General features: G+C 62.9%; 19 protein-coding genes and 1 pseudogene. 7 read left to right on the forward strand and 13 right to left on the reverse strand.

The window, feature by feature from the left end:
- Window positions 1–38: 38 nt before the first annotated feature.
- From ACUJB0_RS13525 to ACUJB0_RS13540, 4 genes are all read right to left on the reverse strand, one after another.
- Entirely contained in the window at window positions 39–716 is a 678-nt protein-coding gene (locus ACUJB0_RS13525; RefSeq protein WP_444845671.1) for a DUF2268 domain-containing putative Zn-dependent protease, read from the reverse strand.
- Window positions 717–905: 189 nt separating this feature from the next.
- Window positions 906–2,606 carry a dipeptidyl-peptidase 3 family protein gene (locus ACUJB0_RS13530; protein ID WP_444845672.1) on the reverse strand — a complete coding sequence of 567 codons (1,701 nt, stop codon included), beginning with the start codon at window positions 2,604–2,606 and terminating at the stop codon, window positions 906–908.
- Between the two features lie 54 nt (window positions 2,607–2,660).
- Window positions 2,661–3,260 (reverse strand): short chain dehydrogenase, encoded by a 600-nt coding sequence (locus ACUJB0_RS13535; RefSeq protein WP_444845673.1) that lies wholly within the window; start codon window positions 3,258–3,260, stop codon window positions 2,661–2,663.
- Window positions 3,257–3,868, reverse strand: coding sequence for a short chain dehydrogenase (locus ACUJB0_RS13540; RefSeq protein ID WP_444845674.1), 612 nt, complete (start codon window positions 3,866–3,868; stop codon window positions 3,257–3,259). The genes ACUJB0_RS13535 and ACUJB0_RS13540 overlap by 4 nt, the downstream gene beginning before the upstream one ends.
- Window positions 3,869–3,972: 104 nt before the next feature.
- On the opposite strand from ACUJB0_RS13540, the gene ACUJB0_RS13545 reads away from it, so the two are divergent.
- Window positions 3,973–4,893, forward strand: coding sequence for a LysR family transcriptional regulator (locus ACUJB0_RS13545; RefSeq protein WP_444845675.1), 921 nt, complete (start codon window positions 3,973–3,975; stop codon window positions 4,891–4,893).
- Window positions 4,894–4,929: 36 nt separating this feature from the next.
- Here the strand turns inward: ACUJB0_RS13545 and ACUJB0_RS13550 are convergent, their stop codons facing one another.
- The 3 genes from ACUJB0_RS13550 to ACUJB0_RS13560 are packed head-to-tail and all read right to left on the reverse strand — an operon-like array spanning window position 4,930 to window position 9,220.
- Window positions 4,930–6,411, reverse strand: coding sequence for an efflux transporter outer membrane subunit (locus ACUJB0_RS13550; RefSeq protein WP_444845676.1), 1,482 nt, complete (start codon window positions 6,409–6,411; stop codon window positions 4,930–4,932).
- A 34-nt stretch (window positions 6,412–6,445) separates the two neighbouring features.
- Window positions 6,446–8,065: a DHA2 family efflux MFS transporter permease subunit gene (locus tag ACUJB0_RS13555; protein WP_444845677.1), complete on the reverse strand. Its 1,620-nt coding sequence runs from the start codon at window positions 8,063–8,065 to the stop codon at window positions 6,446–6,448.
- 9 nt (window positions 8,066–8,074) lie between these two features.
- Window positions 8,075–9,220, reverse strand: coding sequence for an HlyD family secretion protein (locus ACUJB0_RS13560; protein WP_161086052.1), 1,146 nt, complete (start codon window positions 9,218–9,220; stop codon window positions 8,075–8,077).
- 131 nt (window positions 9,221–9,351) lie between these two features.
- Here ACUJB0_RS13560 and ACUJB0_RS13565 point away from each other — a divergent pair, with 131 nt between their 5' ends.
- From ACUJB0_RS13565 to ACUJB0_RS13575, 3 genes are read left to right on the forward strand one after another with little or no spacing between them, the layout of a single operon-like run.
- Window positions 9,352–10,065: a TetR/AcrR family transcriptional regulator gene (locus ACUJB0_RS13565; protein ID WP_444845678.1), complete on the forward strand. Its 714-nt coding sequence runs from the start codon at window positions 9,352–9,354 to the stop codon at window positions 10,063–10,065.
- 55 nt (window positions 10,066–10,120) lie between these two features.
- A complete protein-coding gene (locus ACUJB0_RS13570; RefSeq protein ID WP_175001135.1) occupies window positions 10,121–10,303 on the forward strand; it encodes a hypothetical protein in 183 nt (60 codons plus the stop codon).
- Window positions 10,304–10,341: 38 nt separating this feature from the next.
- Window positions 10,342–11,262, forward strand: a complete 921-nt coding sequence (locus tag ACUJB0_RS13575) for an alpha/beta fold hydrolase (RefSeq protein WP_444845679.1) — start codon at window positions 10,342–10,344, stop codon at window positions 11,260–11,262.
- 13 nt (window positions 11,263–11,275) lie between these two features.
- Here the strand turns inward: ACUJB0_RS13575 and ACUJB0_RS13580 are convergent, their stop codons facing one another.
- The 3 genes from ACUJB0_RS13580 to ACUJB0_RS13590 form a co-directional block, all read right to left on the reverse strand.
- On the reverse strand, window positions 11,276–11,572 hold the full coding sequence (locus ACUJB0_RS13580; RefSeq protein WP_444845680.1) for a TfoX/Sxy family protein: 297 nt from the start codon (window positions 11,570–11,572) through the stop codon (window positions 11,276–11,278).
- Window positions 11,573–11,603: 31 nt separating this feature from the next.
- A complete protein-coding gene (locus ACUJB0_RS13585) occupies window positions 11,604–12,260 on the reverse strand; it encodes a thiol:disulfide interchange protein DsbA/DsbL (protein WP_444845681.1) in 657 nt (218 codons plus the stop codon).
- An 89-nt stretch (window positions 12,261–12,349) separates the two neighbouring features.
- Complete coding sequence (locus ACUJB0_RS13590; protein WP_444845682.1) at window positions 12,350–13,264, reverse strand: LysR family transcriptional regulator; 915 nt, start codon at window positions 13,262–13,264, stop codon at window positions 12,350–12,352.
- 93 nt (window positions 13,265–13,357) lie between these two features.
- Between ACUJB0_RS13590 and ACUJB0_RS13595 the strand changes: the two genes are divergently transcribed.
- The 3 genes from ACUJB0_RS13595 to ACUJB0_RS13605 all read left to right on the forward strand — a co-directional run bounded on the left by ACUJB0_RS13595 (window position 13,358) and on the right by ACUJB0_RS13605 (window position 15,891).
- Window positions 13,358–13,780 carry a PACE efflux transporter gene (locus ACUJB0_RS13595; protein WP_444845683.1) on the forward strand — a complete coding sequence of 141 codons (423 nt, stop codon included), beginning with the start codon at window positions 13,358–13,360 and terminating at the stop codon, window positions 13,778–13,780.
- An 18-nt stretch (window positions 13,781–13,798) separates the two neighbouring features.
- Window positions 13,799–15,097: a M20/M25/M40 family metallo-hydrolase gene (locus tag ACUJB0_RS13600; RefSeq protein WP_444845684.1), complete on the forward strand. Its 1,299-nt coding sequence runs from the start codon at window positions 13,799–13,801 to the stop codon at window positions 15,095–15,097.
- Window positions 15,098–15,177: 80 nt separating this feature from the next.
- The gene (locus ACUJB0_RS13605) at window positions 15,178–15,891 is read left to right on the forward strand and encodes a PEP-CTERM sorting domain-containing protein (RefSeq protein ID WP_444845685.1); all 714 of its coding nucleotides are present in this window, start codon (window positions 15,178–15,180) and stop codon (window positions 15,889–15,891) included.
- A 45-nt stretch (window positions 15,892–15,936) separates the two neighbouring features.
- On the opposite strand, the gene ACUJB0_RS13610 is transcribed toward ACUJB0_RS13605, so the two are convergent.
- The 3 genes and pseudogenes from ACUJB0_RS13610 to ACUJB0_RS13620 all read right to left on the reverse strand — a co-directional run.
- Window positions 15,937–16,455 carry a hypothetical protein gene (locus tag ACUJB0_RS13610; protein ID WP_444845686.1) on the reverse strand — a complete coding sequence of 173 codons (519 nt, stop codon included), beginning with the start codon at window positions 16,453–16,455 and terminating at the stop codon, window positions 15,937–15,939.
- A 1-nt stretch (window position 16,456) separates the two neighbouring features.
- Window positions 16,457–17,281: a CPBP family intramembrane glutamic endopeptidase gene (locus ACUJB0_RS13615; RefSeq protein WP_444845687.1), complete on the reverse strand. Its 825-nt coding sequence runs from the start codon at window positions 17,279–17,281 to the stop codon at window positions 16,457–16,459.
- Window positions 17,282–17,435: 154 nt separating this feature from the next.
- Window positions 17,436–17,588: pseudogene (locus ACUJB0_RS13620) on the reverse strand (IS1595 family transposase); the annotation flags it as partial.
- Between the last annotated feature and the right edge of the window lie 199 nt (window positions 17,589–17,787).

The following is a 17,787-nucleotide window of genomic DNA, read 5'->3' on the forward strand; positions in this document are numbered from 1 at the left end:
CCCCTGCTCTGTGCGGGAACGTACAGAGTTACGGATGTTTATTCGTCGCGCAACAGGCCCTGGCGCCACAGGCTGGAAGCCTGTTCGAACAGGGGCTGGGCGGCGTCGAAGGCAGCGCCGCTGGGTGCCAGTTGAAGCCAGGCCAGCGTGCCGTGCGAGCCAGCCGTGCCTGAGGCGGGCTGGCGCACCTGGCGCATCCACGCGGCCACCGCGGCATAGTCCTGCGGATGGCGATGCTGGGTCCAGGCCAATGCGACCAGGTCGGCAAAGCCCTCCTCGCGGCGAGTCAGGCGCAGCGCCTGGGCCTGTTCCTGCGCAGGTGCCTGCGCGGGCTGCTCGAAGCCGGCCGGCAGCGCATGCCACACGCCCTGCGCATAGCGCCAGCAGTGGCCGATCTCGTGGGCCACCATGGCCTCGATCATCAGCGGACGTTGTTCGGCCGGCAGGCCGGCCAGGATGTCCTCGGCGCCGGGATTGCCGCGCATCGACAGCACCAGCTTGCAGCGTCCGTCCTGGAAGCCCAGCGCCAGCGGCACATCGGTCGCGCGCGCCTGCGGTTGCACGGTGATATCGATCGGCAGATTGAGTTCCTGCTTGGCATAGGCCAGCACAGCGGAACCGGCGGTGAGCCAGCGGGTTTCCATATCGGTCAGCTGGGCGGCGGAAGCCAGGCCGGCGGACGACAGGAGCAGCAGGAGTAAGGTGCGCTTGATCATGGTGATCAAACTGTAGCACGCCCAAAGCAAGATTTATTGCTCTAAAGCAGGTTCAACAACAACTTATTTCTACGTAGAAAAAATTGAATGCTTTCAATTTGGGGTCAAGTCTGACATTCGGACACGAGCTCTGCCCTAGCGGCTGCTACGGCAAAGCTCGTGTCCGAATGTCAGACTTGACCCCAGGGGTTATTTGGCGAGCAGGGTGTTGGCGGTCTTGAATTCGGGGCGGATGTCGTTCGGCACCGTTTTCATTTTGTCCAGCGCCTTCTGCACGTCGGGACGGATCACCACGTACTTGGCCATCATGTCCTTGGCGCGGGCGTAGTCGCCGGTCGCTTCGATGGTCAGGAACTCGCGGTCAAGGTCGATCACCGCCTGCTTGATCTTCTTGAAGTCCACCGCGAAGGTGCCATCGCCGTGCGAGATGAAGCCGCCCTTGTCGAGAATGTAGTTCATCTGGATCGCCATGCCGCGCGCGTGCGAGTCGGTCAGGCCGAAGTGCAGCGTGCGGAAGCCCGACGCCAGGAACGTCGTGTACAGCTTGCGCTCAGCGGCGGCGCCCTGCCCCAGCGTGCCGGCCAGCTGGCCCTTGTCCATCATGTAGGCCAGCGCGAACAGGCCGGTGATGTCGGCCTTGGCTTCCTCGATGGTGGAGTAGGCTTCCTTCAGGTCCTGGCGCGGCGTCGATTCGGCGCCGTTGGCCTTGGTGATGTGCGGACCCAGGCCGTGCGTGATCTCATGCGCCAGGATGTGCGTGAAGAAGGAGTCGAAGTCGACGTCCTTCTGGTCGGCCGGCTTGAGCACCAGCTTGGAGATCGGCGTCAGCGTGGACTTGAATTTAGCCTGCTGCACGTTCTTCAGCATCACACGCTTGGAACCGCGCTGGCTGATGATGCGCTCGTCGTTCGGCAGGTTGTAGGCGGCGGTCTGCACGCCCATGTTGCCGTCGCCCGCGCCGTAGACCTGGTTGACCACCACCATCGGCGCCAGCGCGCCCACTTTCGGATTGCGGTACTTGGCATCCAGCGGCAGATTGTCTTCCAGCTCCTGCATATGCTTGGCGAAGAAGTCCAGCTTCTGCGTCTCCTTCTGGTCGCGGATATTGACGTAGGCTTCAAACGCGGCCTTGTAGCCAAACAGCTCGTCGTTGTAGGTCTCGTATGGTCCGATGGTGATATCGACCGGCGCGTCCAGGTCCATCCACGCGAAGTCGGAGGCCAGGTAGTCGTTACTCAGGAAGGCGTCGGCGCGCAGCTGCAGGAATTTCTTCAGCGAGGCGTTGTCGGTATCGGCGGCGGCCTGCTTGAGCAGCGCGGCGGCTTTCTCCAGCTCCGGCTTGTACTCATCCGAATATTTGACGACGGTGAACTGGCCGGCCGCGTTCTTGCGGATGGTGGTGAAGAACCACTGCGCCTGCTCCTTGTCCTTCGCCGGCAGTGTGTTCATCCAGCTTTCCAATGCCTGCTTGGTCGCGCCCTCCGGGTAGAAGTTGCCGGCTTCGGGCTTCTTCTCCGGGATCGCGATGCCGCTTACTTCCGCAGGCAGGAAGCGCTGATGGTCGTCCAGGATCGACCATGGACCTTTGTTGAGCCAGAAGTAGTTCAGGCGCGCCTTGCCCAGCGGTGTCTGGTCTTTTTGCAGCGCGGCCCACAATGCCTCGTTGCCGGACCAGCGCTGGCGCAGCTGCAGCACGTCGATGATCTTGGCGGCCTCGATCAACTTGGCGATGGCGCGCTTGTCGCCGGCGGACAGCTGGCTGGTATCGGCGGTCAATGCGACCGGCGCGAAGCGCTTGGTCATCTTGTCCAGATCGGCCAGGCTGGCCGGTGCGGCGTAGGCGGAAGCGCAGGCGAAAGCCATGGCCAGAGGGAGCAGTATTTTTTTCATTCGAACCTCGTGTTGGAGTGAGATCCGCATTGTAGTACACGGATCCCCCTCCTCCTACCAGGCCCGGTATACCCGTCCCGTTTCGGCGCCATCCACGCTGCGCGCGTAGGACAGCGCGGCGCGGCTGGCCGCGATCGGCTCGAAGCCGGTGAACAGCTCACCGAACAAATGCACCGACTCCCGCAGCACCGTCGGACTGACCGCGTTGATACGCAAGCCGCGCGGCAGTTCGATCGCGGCCGTCCGCACAAAGCCCTGCACCGCCGCGTTGGCGGTGGACGCCGCCACCGCGCCGCGTATCGGCTGCTCGGTATCGACGCCGCTGGTCAGCGTGATCGAACCGCCGTCGTTGAGGAACTCCCGCGCCACCAGCGCCACGTTGACCTGTCCCATCAACTTGCCGCGCAAGCCGACGTGGAAATGCTCCGGCGTCAGCTCCTCCAGCGGGCCGACATGCAGCGCCCCCGCAGCCACCACCACCGCATCGACGTACCCCACTTTCCCGAACAAAGCCCGTACCTGCGCGATGTCCTCGATATCGACCTGGTGCTGCCCGCCGCGCGCGCCAACCACGATGACCTCATGCCGCAGCCGCAATTGCTCGACCACGGCGCTGCCGATGGTGCCGGTCCCGCCGATCACCAGCGCCTTCATGCCGCCGCTCCCCAGGCGCGGTACACCTGCCCGGTCTGCGCACCGTCCACGCTGCGCGCATACGCTAGCGCGGCGCGGCGCGCAGGCACCGGCTCGAAGCCGATGAAGAACGGCCCGTAGCTGCCCATCGATTCCTCCAGCACGGTCGGGCTGACGGCGTTGATGCGCAAGCCGCGCGGCAGCTCGATCGCGGCAGCCCGCACAAAGCCCTCGACCGCCGAGTTGACCATGGTGGCGCTGGCGCCGTTGCGGATCGGCTCATCGGCCACGATGCCGCTGGTGAGCGTGATCGAGCCGCCGTCGTTCAGGTATTCCCGCGCCACCAGCGCCACATTGACCTGCCCCATCAACTTGCTGTTCAGGCCCACGTAGAACTGCTCCGGCGTGAAGCCGTCCAGCGGCGCGAAGTGCAGCGAGCCCGCCGCCACCACCACCGCGTCCACGCGGCCGATCTGCGCGAACACAGCGCGCACCTGCGCGATATCGGCGATATCCGCCTGATACTGCCCGCTGCTGGCGCCGACCGTCACAATCTCATGCCGCTGCCCCAGCTGCTCGACCACCGCCTTGCCGACCGTACCTGCTGCTCCGATGACGACTACTTTCATGCTGTTCTCCTGGTGAGTGAGTGAAAACACCAGTATCGGCTACAACGCCACAGGAATAAATGCGCTAAGATGAAGATCATTACTAACTCACAATTAGCAATCACATGGACAAGCTGCGCAGCATGGAGATCTTCGTCGCCGTCGTCGACGCCGGCAATTTCACGGCCGCCGCCAGCGCCTTCCAGCTGTCGCCGGTCATGGTCGGCAAGCACATCGCGCATCTTGAGGCCACGCTGGGCGCACGCCTGCTCACGCGCACCACGCGCCGCCAAAGCCTGACCGAGATCGGCGCCCAATACGTCGAACAGTGCCGCGCCATCCTGGCGCAGATCGCCGCCGCCGAATCCGGCGCCGAGGCGATGCGCCGCGTGCCGCGCGGCCGACTCAGGATCACCGCGCCGGTCTCCTTCGGCAGCGAGTGGCTGGCGCCCGCCATCAGCGACTACCTGCGCCTGCACCCGGAGGTGGGCGTGGACCTGAGCTTGAACGACCGCATGGTGGACCTGGTGGAGGAAGGCTACGACGCCGCCGTGCGCATCGGCGCCCTGGACGATTCCGGCATGATCGCGCGGCCGCTGTTCAACTACGCGATGGCGATCTGCGCCTCGCCGGCCTACCTGAAAAAGCACGGCACGCCGCGCACGCCGGACGACCTGGCGCGGCACGAGTGCCTGGATTTCATGGTGGGAGCGGTCGGCGTGCGCTGGCGCCTGCAATCGGTGCATGGCCTGCGCGGCCTGCGCGCGCTGCCGCCCAGCCGCTTCCGCACCAACAGCGGACAGGCGCTGCGCATGGCCGCGCTCAAGGATTTCGGCATCGTGATGCAGGCCGAGGTGCTGCTGGCGCAGGACATCGCCGCCGGGCGACTGAAGCCGGTGCTGTGCGACTACCTGCCGCCGGCCCGGCCCATGCACCTGGTCTACCCACGCGACCGCCTGGCCACGCCCAAGCTGACCACCTTCATCGACTTCATCGTGGAACGCTTCGGGCCAGCGGCAGCACTGCCGCTGGCCTCTTCCGCGTAAGGACCTCGCCCGGCGTTGCACCGGGCGGAAAACACTTTACTTCGCCAGCGGCTTGATCGCGCCGTTCTGCGACACCGACGCCAGTTGCGCCGATGGCTGCCAGCCCGCGCCCAGCGCGCGCGCCACCGACACCGCCGCCAGCAGGCGCTGGGTGTTGATCTGCACCGCCGCGCGGTCGGCAGCCAGCGCGCTGCGCTGCGCGTCGGTCACGTCCAGGTAGGTCGACACGCCACGCTCGTAGCGCGCACGCGCCACCAGGTAGCCGCGCGCCGCCGCCACTTGCGAGGCCGATTGCACCTCGCCCTGCAGCTGGCGTTCCTGCACATCGGACAGCGCGTCTTCCACTTCGCGCAGCGCCGTCAGCAGCTTGGTCTCATGGTTGGCGATCGCCTCTTCGTAGCGCGCCTTGGAGATGGCCAGGTTGGCCTTGTTGCGGCCACCGTCGAAGATTGGCAGCGACAGCGCCAACGGACCGACGCTGAACTGGCGCGAACCGCCCTTGCCCAGTTCCTTCAAACTCTCCGACGCATAGCCGAAGTTCGACGTCAGCGACAGCGAAGGATAGAACGCACCTTCCGCCACGCCGATCTGCGCATTGGCCGCGCGCAGGTTGGCCACGCTGCCCGCCAGGTCCGGACGCTGCGACAGCAGGCTGGCCGGCAGGCCGACCGGAATCGCCGGCGGCTGTGGCAGCACGGCGGCATTGGCGTTCGGCGCCGTCAGCAACGCCGACGGCGAAGCGCCGACCAGCGTCGCCAGGCTGTGTTCCAGCAGGTTGCGCTGACGCTGCACTTCATGCAGGTCGGCCTGCGCGTTGGCGCGCTCGATGCGCGCGCGCGACACGTCCAGCTCATTCGACAGGCCGGCGTTGAAGCGCGCAGTCACCAGCTCCTCGGTTTCGCGGCGGGTGTCCAGCGCGCCGTTCAGGATCGCCATCTCGGCATCCAGGCCGCGCAGCTGCCAGTAGGTGGTCGCCAGCTGCGACGACAGCATCAACAGCACGCCATCGCGGTCCGCCTCGGCGGCCAGCGCCTGCGCGTCGGACGCCTCCACCAGGCGGCGCACGCGGCCCAGCAGGTCGACTTCATACGACATCGATGCGCCCACCGCGTAGTTGTTACCCTTGATCGAACGGCCGCCCAGCGCCAGGCCCTGCGAGGTCTCGGCCGAGGTGCGCGAGTTCGACACCGACGTGCTCACGCTCAGCGACGGCTGCTGGTTGGCGCGCGACAGGCCGGCCTGCTCCAGCGCCACCACCAGCCGCTGTGCGGCGGCTTTGACGCTCGGGTTGTCGCGCAGCGCGGTTTGTTCCAGGCGGTTCAGGGTCTCGTCATTGAACACGGTCCACCACTGCGCGGGCAGGTGCGCCTCGCTGGCGCCGGCTTGCGGCAGGTGGCGGAACGACGCGTCGGCGACGTTCTTCGGCGCGGTGAAATCGCTGCCGACGGTGGCGCAGCCGGTGACGGCCAGCGTAACGGAAACAGCGAGCGTCAGGCGCTTCAAAGCTGAATTCAACATGGTGTTACCTCACTTAAAATTGTTTTGAAGGCGCTTAGTGCGCGCCACCGCCGCCACCCGAAGGGGCTTTGACTTTGTCCGAGAACCACAGCACGCCGATGCAGCCAAACAGCACCATCGCGACCAGGAAGAAGCCGTCGTTGTAGGCCATCACATAAGCCTCGCGCCGCACGATGCCGTCGACCGCCTTGAGCGCCATGTCGGACGCGCTGGTCGCGTCGAAGCCCTTGCTCATGAACGATTGCGTCAACGCTGCCAGGCGTTCCTGCGTGGCGGCCGCGAAGCCGGTCACCGATTCGCCGAGGCGCTGCGAGTGGAAATGCTCGCGCGACGTCAGCGCGGTGGCCAGCAATGCGATGCCGATCGAGCCGCCCAGGTTGCGGGTCATGTTGATCAGGCTCGAAGCCGACGGCATGTCTTTCGGCGTGATGCCGTTCATCGCGAAGTTCGACAGCGTCAGCATCACGAACGGCTGGCCCAGCGCGCGCACCACCTGCGACAGCAGCAGCTGGTCGTAGCCGGTGGTGGCGTCCATGTAGGCGTTCATCAGGCAGGAGCCGCCGAACAGCAGCAGGCCAAAGCTGCACAGGATGCGGTTGTCGACCTTCGACGACAGCTTGGCCACGAACGGCATGATGAACAGCTGCGGCAGGCCGACCCACATGATGACCTCACCGATCTGCATTGGCGAGTAGCCGGCGATCTGGCCCAGGTACAGCGGCAGCAGGAACGAGGAGCCGTACAGGCCCATGCCCATCGCCAGCGACAGCGCGGTGGCGGCGAAGAAGTTGCGCTGGCCGTAGAGGCCCAGGTTGACAAAGGGCTGCTTGCGCATCGCCCCCGTCACCGCCCAGCCGAGCAGGCCGACGATGGCCATCGCCGCGAAGGTGATGATGAACGAGGAATCGAACCAGTCCTTGCTGTTGCCCTCTTCCAGGAAGATGGTCAGGCTGCCCAGCCCCACGGCCATGAAGGCGATGCCCAGCCAGTCGGCGTTGAACAGCAGGTTGGGTTGGAACTTCTCCTTGTCCAGGCCCAGCGCGATACCGCCGATCAGCAGCACGCCCGGCACCCAGTTGATGTAGAAGATCGACGGCCAGCCATACAGCTCGCTCAAATAGCCGCCGAAGGTCGGGCCCATGGCCGGCGCCAGCGTGGCCGTCAGGCCGAAGATGGCCATGCCGGCGGCGCGCTTGGACGGCGGCAGCTTGGTCATCACCAGCGTCATCGCCATCGGGATCAGCGCGCCGCCGGTGAAGCCCTGCAGCATGCGGAATACGATCATGCTGGGCAGGTTCCACGCGAAGCCGCACAGCGTCGAGAACAGCAGGAACAGCGCGGTGGTGCCCATCAGGTAGGCGCGCATGCCGAACACGCGGGTCAGCAGGCCGGTCATCGGAATGACGATGATCTCCGCCACCAGATAGGCGGTGGCGATCCACGAACCCTCTTCCTGCGTGGCCGACAAGGTGCCCAGGATGTCCTTGAGCGACGAGTTGGTGATCTGGATGTCGAGCACCGCCATGAAGGCGCCCAGCATGCCGGCGGCCACCGCCATCCAGGTGCGGCCGGAGACCTTCTCGGCCGGCATGGCCGGGGCGGACGCGGGCTTCCCCACGCCGCCGGCCGGCGTATCGATTGTGGTGCTGGCCATGGTGGCTCCTTAGTTGGCGGCTTTGGTCTGGTTCACGGCCACTTCGGCGATCGCCGACATGCCCGGCACCAGGCGGCCGCTCAGGGCCTTGACGTCTTCCGGCTTGAAGGTGATCTTGACCGGCACGCGCTGGACGATCTTGGTGAAGTTACCGGTGGCGTTATCGGCCGGCAGCAGCGCGAACTGGGCGCCGGAAGCGGGCGCGAAGCTGTCCACTTTGCCGATCAGCTCACGGCCCGGAATCGCGTCGATCGTCACTTTGACTTCCTGGCCCGGCTTCAGGTCGGCCAGCTGGGTTTCCTTGAAGTTGGCGGTCAGCCAGACGTTTTCCTGCACGATGGCGGTCAGTTGCTGGCCGGCAGTCACGCGTTGGCCCACCTCTATGGAGCGCTTGCCGATCCGGCCGCCCACTGGCGCCAGGATGCGGTTGTAGGCCAGCTGCTGCTCGGCGTCCTTCAGCTGCACGCGCAGCACGGTCACTTGCGCCTTGAGCACGTCGCGCGCCGATTGGGCGGCTGCGATCTGCGCCTTGGCGGCGGCGGCGCTGTCCTTGCGCGCGGCCAGGTCGGCCACGGCGCTGGCGCGGCCGGCGACGGCGGCGTCCAGTTCCGCTTTCGAGACGGCCTTCATCTGGCTGTTATACAGCTGGCCGTAACGCTCGGCGTCCTGCTTGGCGCGCACCAGTTGCGCTTCCGACTGCGCCACCTGGGCGGCGGCGGCGCTGGCCTGGGCCTGGACCTGGGCGATCTGCGCGTCCGACTGCGCGACCTGCTGTTCGGCGGTGGCGATCTGCGCCTGGATCTGCTCGACCTTCACGTGCTGGTCGAACGGATCGAGTTCGGCGATGACATCGCCTTCCTTGACGATCTGGTTATCGTCGATCATCACCTTGGTGACCACGCCGGCGATACGCGCCGACACCGGATGCACGTGGCCGGCCACATAGGCGTTTTCCGTCTCGACGAAATAATGGCTGCGATACCACATGCGGCCGCCGGCGGCCAGCGCGGCCAGGGCGACAACGGCGGCGATCACCACCACGCGGCGGTTGGACTTGGCAGGCGCGGCTGGAGCGGCCGGCGCGGCAGGCGCCGCCGGCTGGCCAGCGGGGACGGCGCTGAGCACTTTTTGTTCTTGGTTGTGCTGAGTGGACATGTGCAGCTCCAAATGAAATGAAATGGGAGAAGTGCATTATTAGCCCGAATTTGAGCAAAGTCAAGAAATGAAACGATTGCATTTCATTTTATTTTGGACTACGATGTGTGCATCCATTACCATGTCATCCCATGAAAATCACCACCAACGCCGCCGCCCTGGAAGACCCGGATTGCCCCGAGGGCGCCGCCAACGATTCGCCCGACTCCCCCTGCTTCGGCAAGGCGGCCGGGCGTCCGCGCGCGGCCGACAAGGAAGCCCGCCTGCAATCGCTGCTGCACACGGCCGCCTCCCTGTTCCTGGAAAAAGGTTATAGCAAGGTCAGCCTGGAAATGATCGCGCGCGAAGCCCACGTGGCGGTCCGCACGATCTATGTCAAATTCGGCGGCAAGGCCGGGCTGCTGAGCGCCGTCATCACCAACGGCCGCGCGCGTTTCTTCGCCGGCATGACCGACCTGCAGTCGGACCCGCGTCCCTTCCGCGAAGTGATGGACGACTTCGCGCTGCGCTTCCTGGAACTGGTGACGGTGCCCGCCTTCGTCAGCCTGCACCGCATGGTGGTGGCCGAGGCCCGCACCACGCCCGAGCTGGCCGAGACCTTCTACAAGGCCGGCCCGCTGCGCACCCGCGAGGAACTGATGCGCTTCTTCAGCCGCGACGACATCCGCGCGCAACTGCGGCCGGAAATCCCGGTCGAAACGCTGGCGGTGCACCTGCTTAGCTGCCTCATGGGCGACACCATGGTGCGCATGCTGTTCCCGGTCGAGCAGCCGCCGTCGGTCGACGAATTGCGCGCCCGCGCGCGGCAAGGACTGGACCTGTTCTACCGCGCCGTGCTGCGTTAGGCGCTGTGCATTTTTGTCATTTGCTCTATACTGGATTTTTACCCACGGAGCACACATGAGCAAATCGAATAGACTGGACTGGAGCAGGCAGGTAACGCTCATGAATGAGCGCGTTAAAAACTTCCAGGCCAATCCCGGCCAGGAGCAGCTCGACGCCGTCATCCAGGAACTGCAAGCCTACGCGGAAGCCGCGCGCAACGGCGGCATCGAAATCCCGACCCGCTTCACCGTCAACTGAGCCGCCAAGCCGCGCTTATGACGAAGGCACTGCGGTGGATGCTGATCGTAGTCGTGCTTGCCGGTGGCGCCGCCGCCGGCTACCAGCGTTACGTCAATCCCGAAAAATCCGTACTCGACGACCAGGCCCGCAACAGCGCGGGCACGCCCGGCGCCTTCGTGGCGTTGAGCGACGGCGTCACCCATTACGAAACGGCCGGCCCGGCCAATGGCCGCGTGGCCTTGCTGGTGCACGGCTTCTCGGTACCGTCCTACATCTGGGACCCGACCTTCAAGGCGCTTGGCGACGCGGGCTACCGCGTGATCCGCTACGACCTGTTCGGACGCGGCCTGTCCGACCGTCCCGACGCCGCCTACGACGGCGCCTTCTACGACCGCCAGATCGACGACCTGCTCAAGGCGCTGCAAGCAAATGAGCCGGTGGATTTGTTCGGCCTCTCGTTCGGCGGCTATGTCACGGCGCACTACGCGTCGACGCATCCGCAGCGCGTTCGCACCCTGACGCTGGTCGACCCATCGAACACGCGGCCGACCATCCCCTGGCAACTGCGGGCGCCGTTGCTGGGCCCTTATCTGTTCCAGGTGAGCGCCGTGCCGGGCATGGCCGACAACCAGGCCAGCGATTTCCTGCATCCCGAACAGTTCCCGGGCTGGGCCGACCGCTATCGCCCGCAGATGGCGTATCGCGGCTTCGGCCGCGCGCTGTACCGGTCGCGGATGCAATTGGCGGTGGTGGATTTCGACGCGATGTACACGGCCATCGCCAAGGCGGGCCTGCCGGTGCAGCTCATCTGGGGCAAGCAGGATCCGACGCTGCCGGTGGCGCAGTCGGCCCACATCCGGCAAGCGATGCCCGCCCTCACCTACGTCGAGATCGACCAGTCCGGCCACCTGCCGCAGATGGAGCAAACAGCCATCTTCAACCAGCACATGCTGGCCTTCCTGGCCGCGCATCCTTGACGTTGACGTGGCCTTACCCGGCCGTGTTGATCGCCTTGCGCGCCCACACCAGCATCTGTTCGGGATCGTCCAGCAGGAACTCGGGCGCCGTGTAGTACTTCGTGACCAGCACCTTGCCCTTCTTGGTCTCGTAGGAAAATGGCGTCGCGCCGGCGGCCTCGAATTCGGCGCGCGTGGCGTCGCCGACGCGCAGGTACAGCGTGCTGCCGATCACCCACGCGAACTGCTGGCCGTGATACTTGAAGGCGCGGCCGCCGAAGAACGCGGCGTCCGACACCGCGGCGCCGAGCGGCGCGAATTGCTCGCGCATCCAGCCTACAAACTCGGCGCTCGCAGCCACCTTATTTGCGCGACATCGCCACCAGCGCGTCCAGCACCTGCAAGGTCGCCTGGTCCAGCTGCGGGCGCGGGATGCCGGGGTTGCTGGCGTCCACCATCGAAGGATTGGTCAGGTAGCGGCCATTGACGATCAGCGTCGGCGTGCTGTTGACTTCATACGTGCCGGCCACGCGGCCCGCGCTCTTCAACTTGGCCATGACCGAGAACGAGTTATACGCGGCCACGTATTTGTCCTTGTCGACGCCATTCTTCACGGCCCAGTCGATGTTGTCCGCATCGCTCTTCAGGCGGCGGCGCTCGACGTGCCAGGTGGTCAGCAGCTTGGCGTGCAGCGACTCTTCAAGCTTCAGCGCCTCCAGCGTCAGGAACATATGCGCTTCCGGATCGTTCTCGCCGGTCAGCGGCAGGTGGATGCGGCGGAACACGATGCCGTCGCCCTGCTTCTTCACCCACGCCAGCATCGCCGGCTCCAGCGCGTAGCACGCCGGGCAGTGGTACATGAAGAACTCGATCACCTCGACCTTCTTGCCCTCGGCCTGCACCGGCTGCGGCGTCTTCAGGGTGGTGTACTCGGCGCCGTTCTTGGGCGCGGTGGGCGATGCGAAAGCGGCGCCGGCCAACAAGGCGGTGGCTGCGACAGCGAGTTTCAGGCGAAGCATGGTTATCCTTTTATGAAAAAATCTGCACAGCGAATATACCAGCTTCCCACGCGCCGCGCCTGTGGGATTTAGTCCCCATTAAGCCCGCATTAAGTCACCGCCGCCGGCCGCGCCTCCAGGCCGGCGATGTCCTTCATCAGCGCGATCAGGCGCTGCGCGCCCAGGCCCAGCGGACGGTCGTTGAGCCACACCACGTCCACCCACAGGCGCAGCTGGTTGCTCATGTGCGCGAAGCCTATGCCCAGCAGCTCGCCCGAATCGAGCAGCGGCGCGGCCAGCCGGTGCGGCAGATACGCCCAACCGACGCCGGCGCGCACCAGGCTCAGTGTCGCCAGATGGCTGTCGGTGCGCCATAGCTTGCGCGAGATGAGCACCCGCTCGTCCTCGATCCCCGCGTCGCGGCCGACGATGGCCACCTGCCGCATGTCGACCAGTTCCTCCAGCCGGAACTGCCCGCTGCACGCGCGCGCCTGCGGATGCCGTGGCGAGATCACCGCCACCATCACTTCGCTGCCCAGTTCCTGGAAGCTCTCGCGCTGGTCGATCTGTGGCCGCTCGTAGATCAGCGCCAGCTGCGCCGAACCCTCGTGCAGCATGCGCAGCGCATCGTTCTGCGGCGCCGACACCACGTCCACCTCCAACGACGGGAACTCCTCCGCCAGCCGCGCCAGCGGATCGCTCCACGGCGCCGACAGCAGCTCGGGCGCGATCGCCAGCGTCAGGCGCCGCTCCAGTCCCTGATGCAGCGACAGCGCGTGCGCCTCGAGGCGGCGCAACTGGCCCGCCATCTGCCGCGCCTCGGCCTCCAGCGCGCGCGCCGATTCGGTGGGCCGCACCTCGCGCGACGTGCGGTCGAACAGCTGCAGATCGAGTTCCGCCTCCAGGTTGGCGATCGCCATGCTGACAGCCGACGGCACCCGCCCCAGCGCCCGCGCCGCTGCGGAAAACGAACCGTGATCCAGCACGGCGAGAAAGATGGCGATGTTATCGCTGGAGAAGGCCATGGCCCCATGCTGTCAGAAAAACTGATAGCTGTCGACTTTTTCAATCAGTAAATCGCTATTACCATGGCCATATCGTATTAAGGAGGAAACATTATGCAAGGATTGAAACGCAAAATCGTCTACGTATCGCTATTCGAATTGATCGCCGTGGGTTTGACCAGCAGCGTGCTGGTGCTGTTGATGGGCCACGACGCCGGCCACGCCAGCGTCGCGGCGGTCGCCTCGTCGCTGGTCGCCGTGGTCTGGAACTTCATCTACAACAGCATGTTCGAAGCGTGGGAAGCGCGCCAGGCCAAGCGTGGCCGCAGCTGGTTGCGCCGCGCCGCGCACGCGCTGGGCTTCGAAGGAGGCCTGGTGGTGATCCTGGTCCCGCTGTTCGCCTGGTGGCTGGACATCTCGCTGTGGGAAGCCTTTGTGCTGGACTTGGGGCTGGTGTTATTCTTTATGTTTTATACCTTTCTCTTCAGCCTCGCCTTCGACCGCATCTTCGGACTGCCGGCGTCGGCGCAAGCCTGATCAACCACCGGAGTCCACATGGCATTGAAACCGTTCGCGTTCGCAGCACTGGTGATGGCAATGAGCAGCGCAGGCGCCGCCGCGCTGTCGCCGGTCGAGCAAAAAATCGTCGACGAGGTCAAGGCCCATTCGGAGCAAGGCTTGCAGCTGCTGGAGCGCTCGGTCAACATCAACAGCGGCACCATGAACCACGAAGGCGTGCGCGAAGTGGGCAAGCTGTTTCGCGAACAGTTCGACCAGCTGGGCTTCGCCACCCGCTGGATCGACATGCCGCCCGCCGTGCAGCGCGCCGGCCACCTGCTGGCCACGCGCGAAGGCAAGCAAGGCAAGCGCCTGCTGCTGATCGGCCATCTGGATACCGTGTTTGAAAAGGACAGCCCGGTGCAGCTGTGGAAGCGCGACGGCGCCCGCGTGCGCGGCCAGGGCGTCAACGACATGAAGGGCGGCGACGTGATCATCGTCGAAGCGCTGCGCGCCTTGCAGCGCGTGGGCGCGCTCGATAACACCAGCATCACCGTCATGTTCAGCGGCGACGAGGAAAGCGCCGGCCATCCGGTCGAGATCTCGCGCGCCGACATGGTCGCCGCCGCCAAGCGCAGCGACATCGCGCTGGCCTTCGAAGCCACGGTGCGCGACAAGAACGGCAAGGACACCGGCACCATCGGCCGCCGTGCATCGGCGTCGTGGGACCTGGAAGTCAAAGGCAAGCAAGGCCACTCCAGCGGCATCTTCACCGAGAACGCCGGCTATGGCGCGGTGTACGAAGCGGCGCGTATCGTCGACGGCTTCCGCCAGCAAGTGATGGAGCCCGACCTGACCTTCAGCCCCGGCCTGATATTGGGCGGCACGGACGTCAGCCTCGACGCCGGTGGCACCAAGGGCCAGGCCGCAGGCAAAGGCAACGTGATCGCGCGCAGCGCCACCGTGCACGGCGACCTGCGCTACCTGAGCAACGAACAGCGCGACCGCGCGCACGCGAAGATGAAAGCCATCGTCGCGCAGAACCTGCCGGGCACCAGCGCCACCATCAGCTTCCACGAATCGTATCCGCCGATGTCGCCGACCGCCGGCAACCTGGCGGTGCTCAAGCTGTATTCGCAGGCGAGCAGCGACGCCGGCCTGGGTGAGATTCCCGCCCTGCCGCCTGGCCAGCGCGGCGCCGGCGACGTGCAGTTCGTCGCCCCGCTGCTCGACAGCCTGGACGGCTTGGGCGCCACCGGCAACGGGGCGCATTCACCGGACGAGGACCTGGAAATCGCCTCCATCGAACGCGCCACCATTCGCACCGCCATTCTGATCTATCGCCTGACCCGATAAAACTTTCATTTTTGACATTATCTCCTTATAATTGTTTTATTTGCATGAATTAAATGCATCTATTCAACAAGGAGGCAAAATTGAAGAAACTTGTGGGTTTGGCCTGCGGCCTCGCGCTGCTGGGTTCGGCTGAGGCAAAAGTCGTCAGCTACGATTTCACCATCACCGTCGACCACATCGTGGAGATGGATAACAACGTCAATCCGGTCTATGTGCAATCGAGCACCCGTCCGGGCGCGCTGGTATCGGTGGGCGAGAAAATGCATGGCACGTTCAGCTTCGACACCGACACTCCGAAAAGCACCGTCTACCAGCCGCCCGCGCAGGCACAGGGCAGCTGGGTATTGTATTCGGACTCCGCGAACTACAAGAATCCGATCGACGCAACGTTCCTGAACAGCGGCCTGCACACCACCGTGCCGGCCGGCGTGAAGGTCAACAGCACGGTGCAGGTGCTCGACAACGCCACCCTTCTGAACAACGGCGACGGCTTCTGGTTAAGTAACTCCGCTTCCTACAAGGGTGAAATCTTCACCAACTTGATCATTCTGGGCGACAGCACCGGCACAGCCTTCAACAGCGCCGCGATTCCTGGGCAGTTGAGCCTGAGCCAATTCAACTACGGCAGCTATGGCTTCTCGCGCATGTCGGCCGACCACAAATGGGTGGAAGTCGACTGCGATTTCACCACGTTGACCCTCTCGCCTACCGCGCCCGTGCCCGAGCCGTCCACCTACCTGATGTTGGGCGCCGGCTTGATGCTGCTGGCCTGGCGCAGAAAGTCGCGCGCCTGAGCGCCAAACGATTCGAAAAAACCGGGACTCCAGTTCCCGGTTTTTTTATGCCTTCATCCGAGCTATTTGGCGCAGTCTGAACAGCCCGCCCGACATTGCGGCGACAGACAAGGCGACAGCGAATGGCAAAAGGGACGAAGCAGTATCAAAGAGAGCTATCCAGATCATAATCAACGTATAGTTAAGCGGAACAAAGCATACACAGATATATACCCGGATGGAGTCGCGCCTATATAACGTGAGGTGTTCCCTTCTAATTACCACCTTCTTTTTTGCAACAACGAGTAGCGCTGGAGGTAGAATAATCAAGGCATCGATCACAAGAAATATCACTATCCCGATATCCCTCTCCTCGCCATCGACACCCATCAATGCTAGGGGAAGAAGAATCTCCACGAAAAATAAAGCAACAACCGCTACCGAAATTAGCTTATAAAGAATACGCAGCCGCTGCATCGTCTTTTCTGGCAATTCATAAAATACTCCACTCACTGCGTTAAGTTCATCATTTGAGTAAAAGCAACTAAAGTAATTTATCCCTTTCGAGTTCTTAAAGAACGCCACGTCACCCTCCGGGTTGTAATCCGCCGTCAAAATTCTTTTTAAATTTAAAGAAAAGACATAAAATAATTAAAGATGACGCAATGAACGAAAATATTTCTAAAGCCCACGATGAAGGAGACGCAACACCATCAATTGACTTGAGAAAATATTCATTCAGCGAGTAATTTTGCAACAAGGCAAAAAAATTGAAGATCGAATGCGCCACACTGCAAAACACAATTGATCTGGTAACGAGATATGTGCAGCATAAGAGCAATGAAAACACAAACGTACTAACATAATATTCATGGGAGAAATGCAATGCTGTGAATATAGAGCAATTTATTATCAATGCGGAGTACAGGCTCTTTTTCTCCAACAACGACCGCAACAAAAATCCTCGAAAAAATAGCTCTTCGCATATTGGTGCAACCAAGCAGCTGACAGCCAAGAAGCTTAGGACGTTCAAAGAAAAGAACGGGTAGACTTCCCGGGCTGTTGTATGAAAATTCCAAATTCTAAATACCTTCTGCGGATTGAACTGTGCAACGATGAGCGCCTCGATACCATTCTCGCCAAATGTGAATAGGATTAGAGTCAATCCCGTTGCCATTGCTAACGCCACTTCCCCGATACCAATCATATGCCCCACTATGTTTTTTATTTCCTGAAAACTTATCTTCATTAGGATCTTGCACAACAAAATAAACAGAATTTCCGTCCCCGCCTGAAAAATAAGATCCAGATAATATTCATTATCGGGGTATCTACTGACAATTATTAAAGTACACGCTGCTCTCAGAACAACGCAAAACAACAATATTCCAAGCAGGTCTTTGACTTTCATAATCCACCATGATTATTAACTTACGCTTCTTAAATACTAAAACAATGCCAGCAGGAAATTCTTGACGAAAAATAAGATGCGTGCTTGAGTGAATTATTTGCAACGTAAGCTAATGACGCGCAACCATCGCCAAATGGTGAGGACGAAAAAAAGGCTATGTGGCGGCTAGGTGTGGAAAGACTCCGACTGAGGTCTTGAGTAAGTCCAGCGGAGCACTGATCCGGTGGGCGTCCGCGGCCCATCGCCATCCGAGATAGTTGGGAAGATAGTGGGTCGCCACACGATGGAAGCGGTCCAGCGATTGCCGGCCTTGTATAGCTCGGTCGCACCACAATGCGTCCAGCTGCCTAACGAGTGCTTGAAAATCTAATTTTTTCATCGCCGTCTCCCATCAGTCCGTGTTGCTTAGACCGATGGGGGAGCCAGCCGTTCAACACTTAGGGGCTACATAGCCTTTTTTACGCCTCCAGTTTGCGCCGCAAAGAAAAGTGACTGTAGTCAACTAT

The sequence above is a fragment of the Duganella caerulea genome (assembly GCF_040362985.1).
GTDB classification, from domain to species: Bacteria; Pseudomonadota; Gammaproteobacteria; order Burkholderiales; family Burkholderiaceae_D; genus Rugamonas; species Rugamonas vulcania.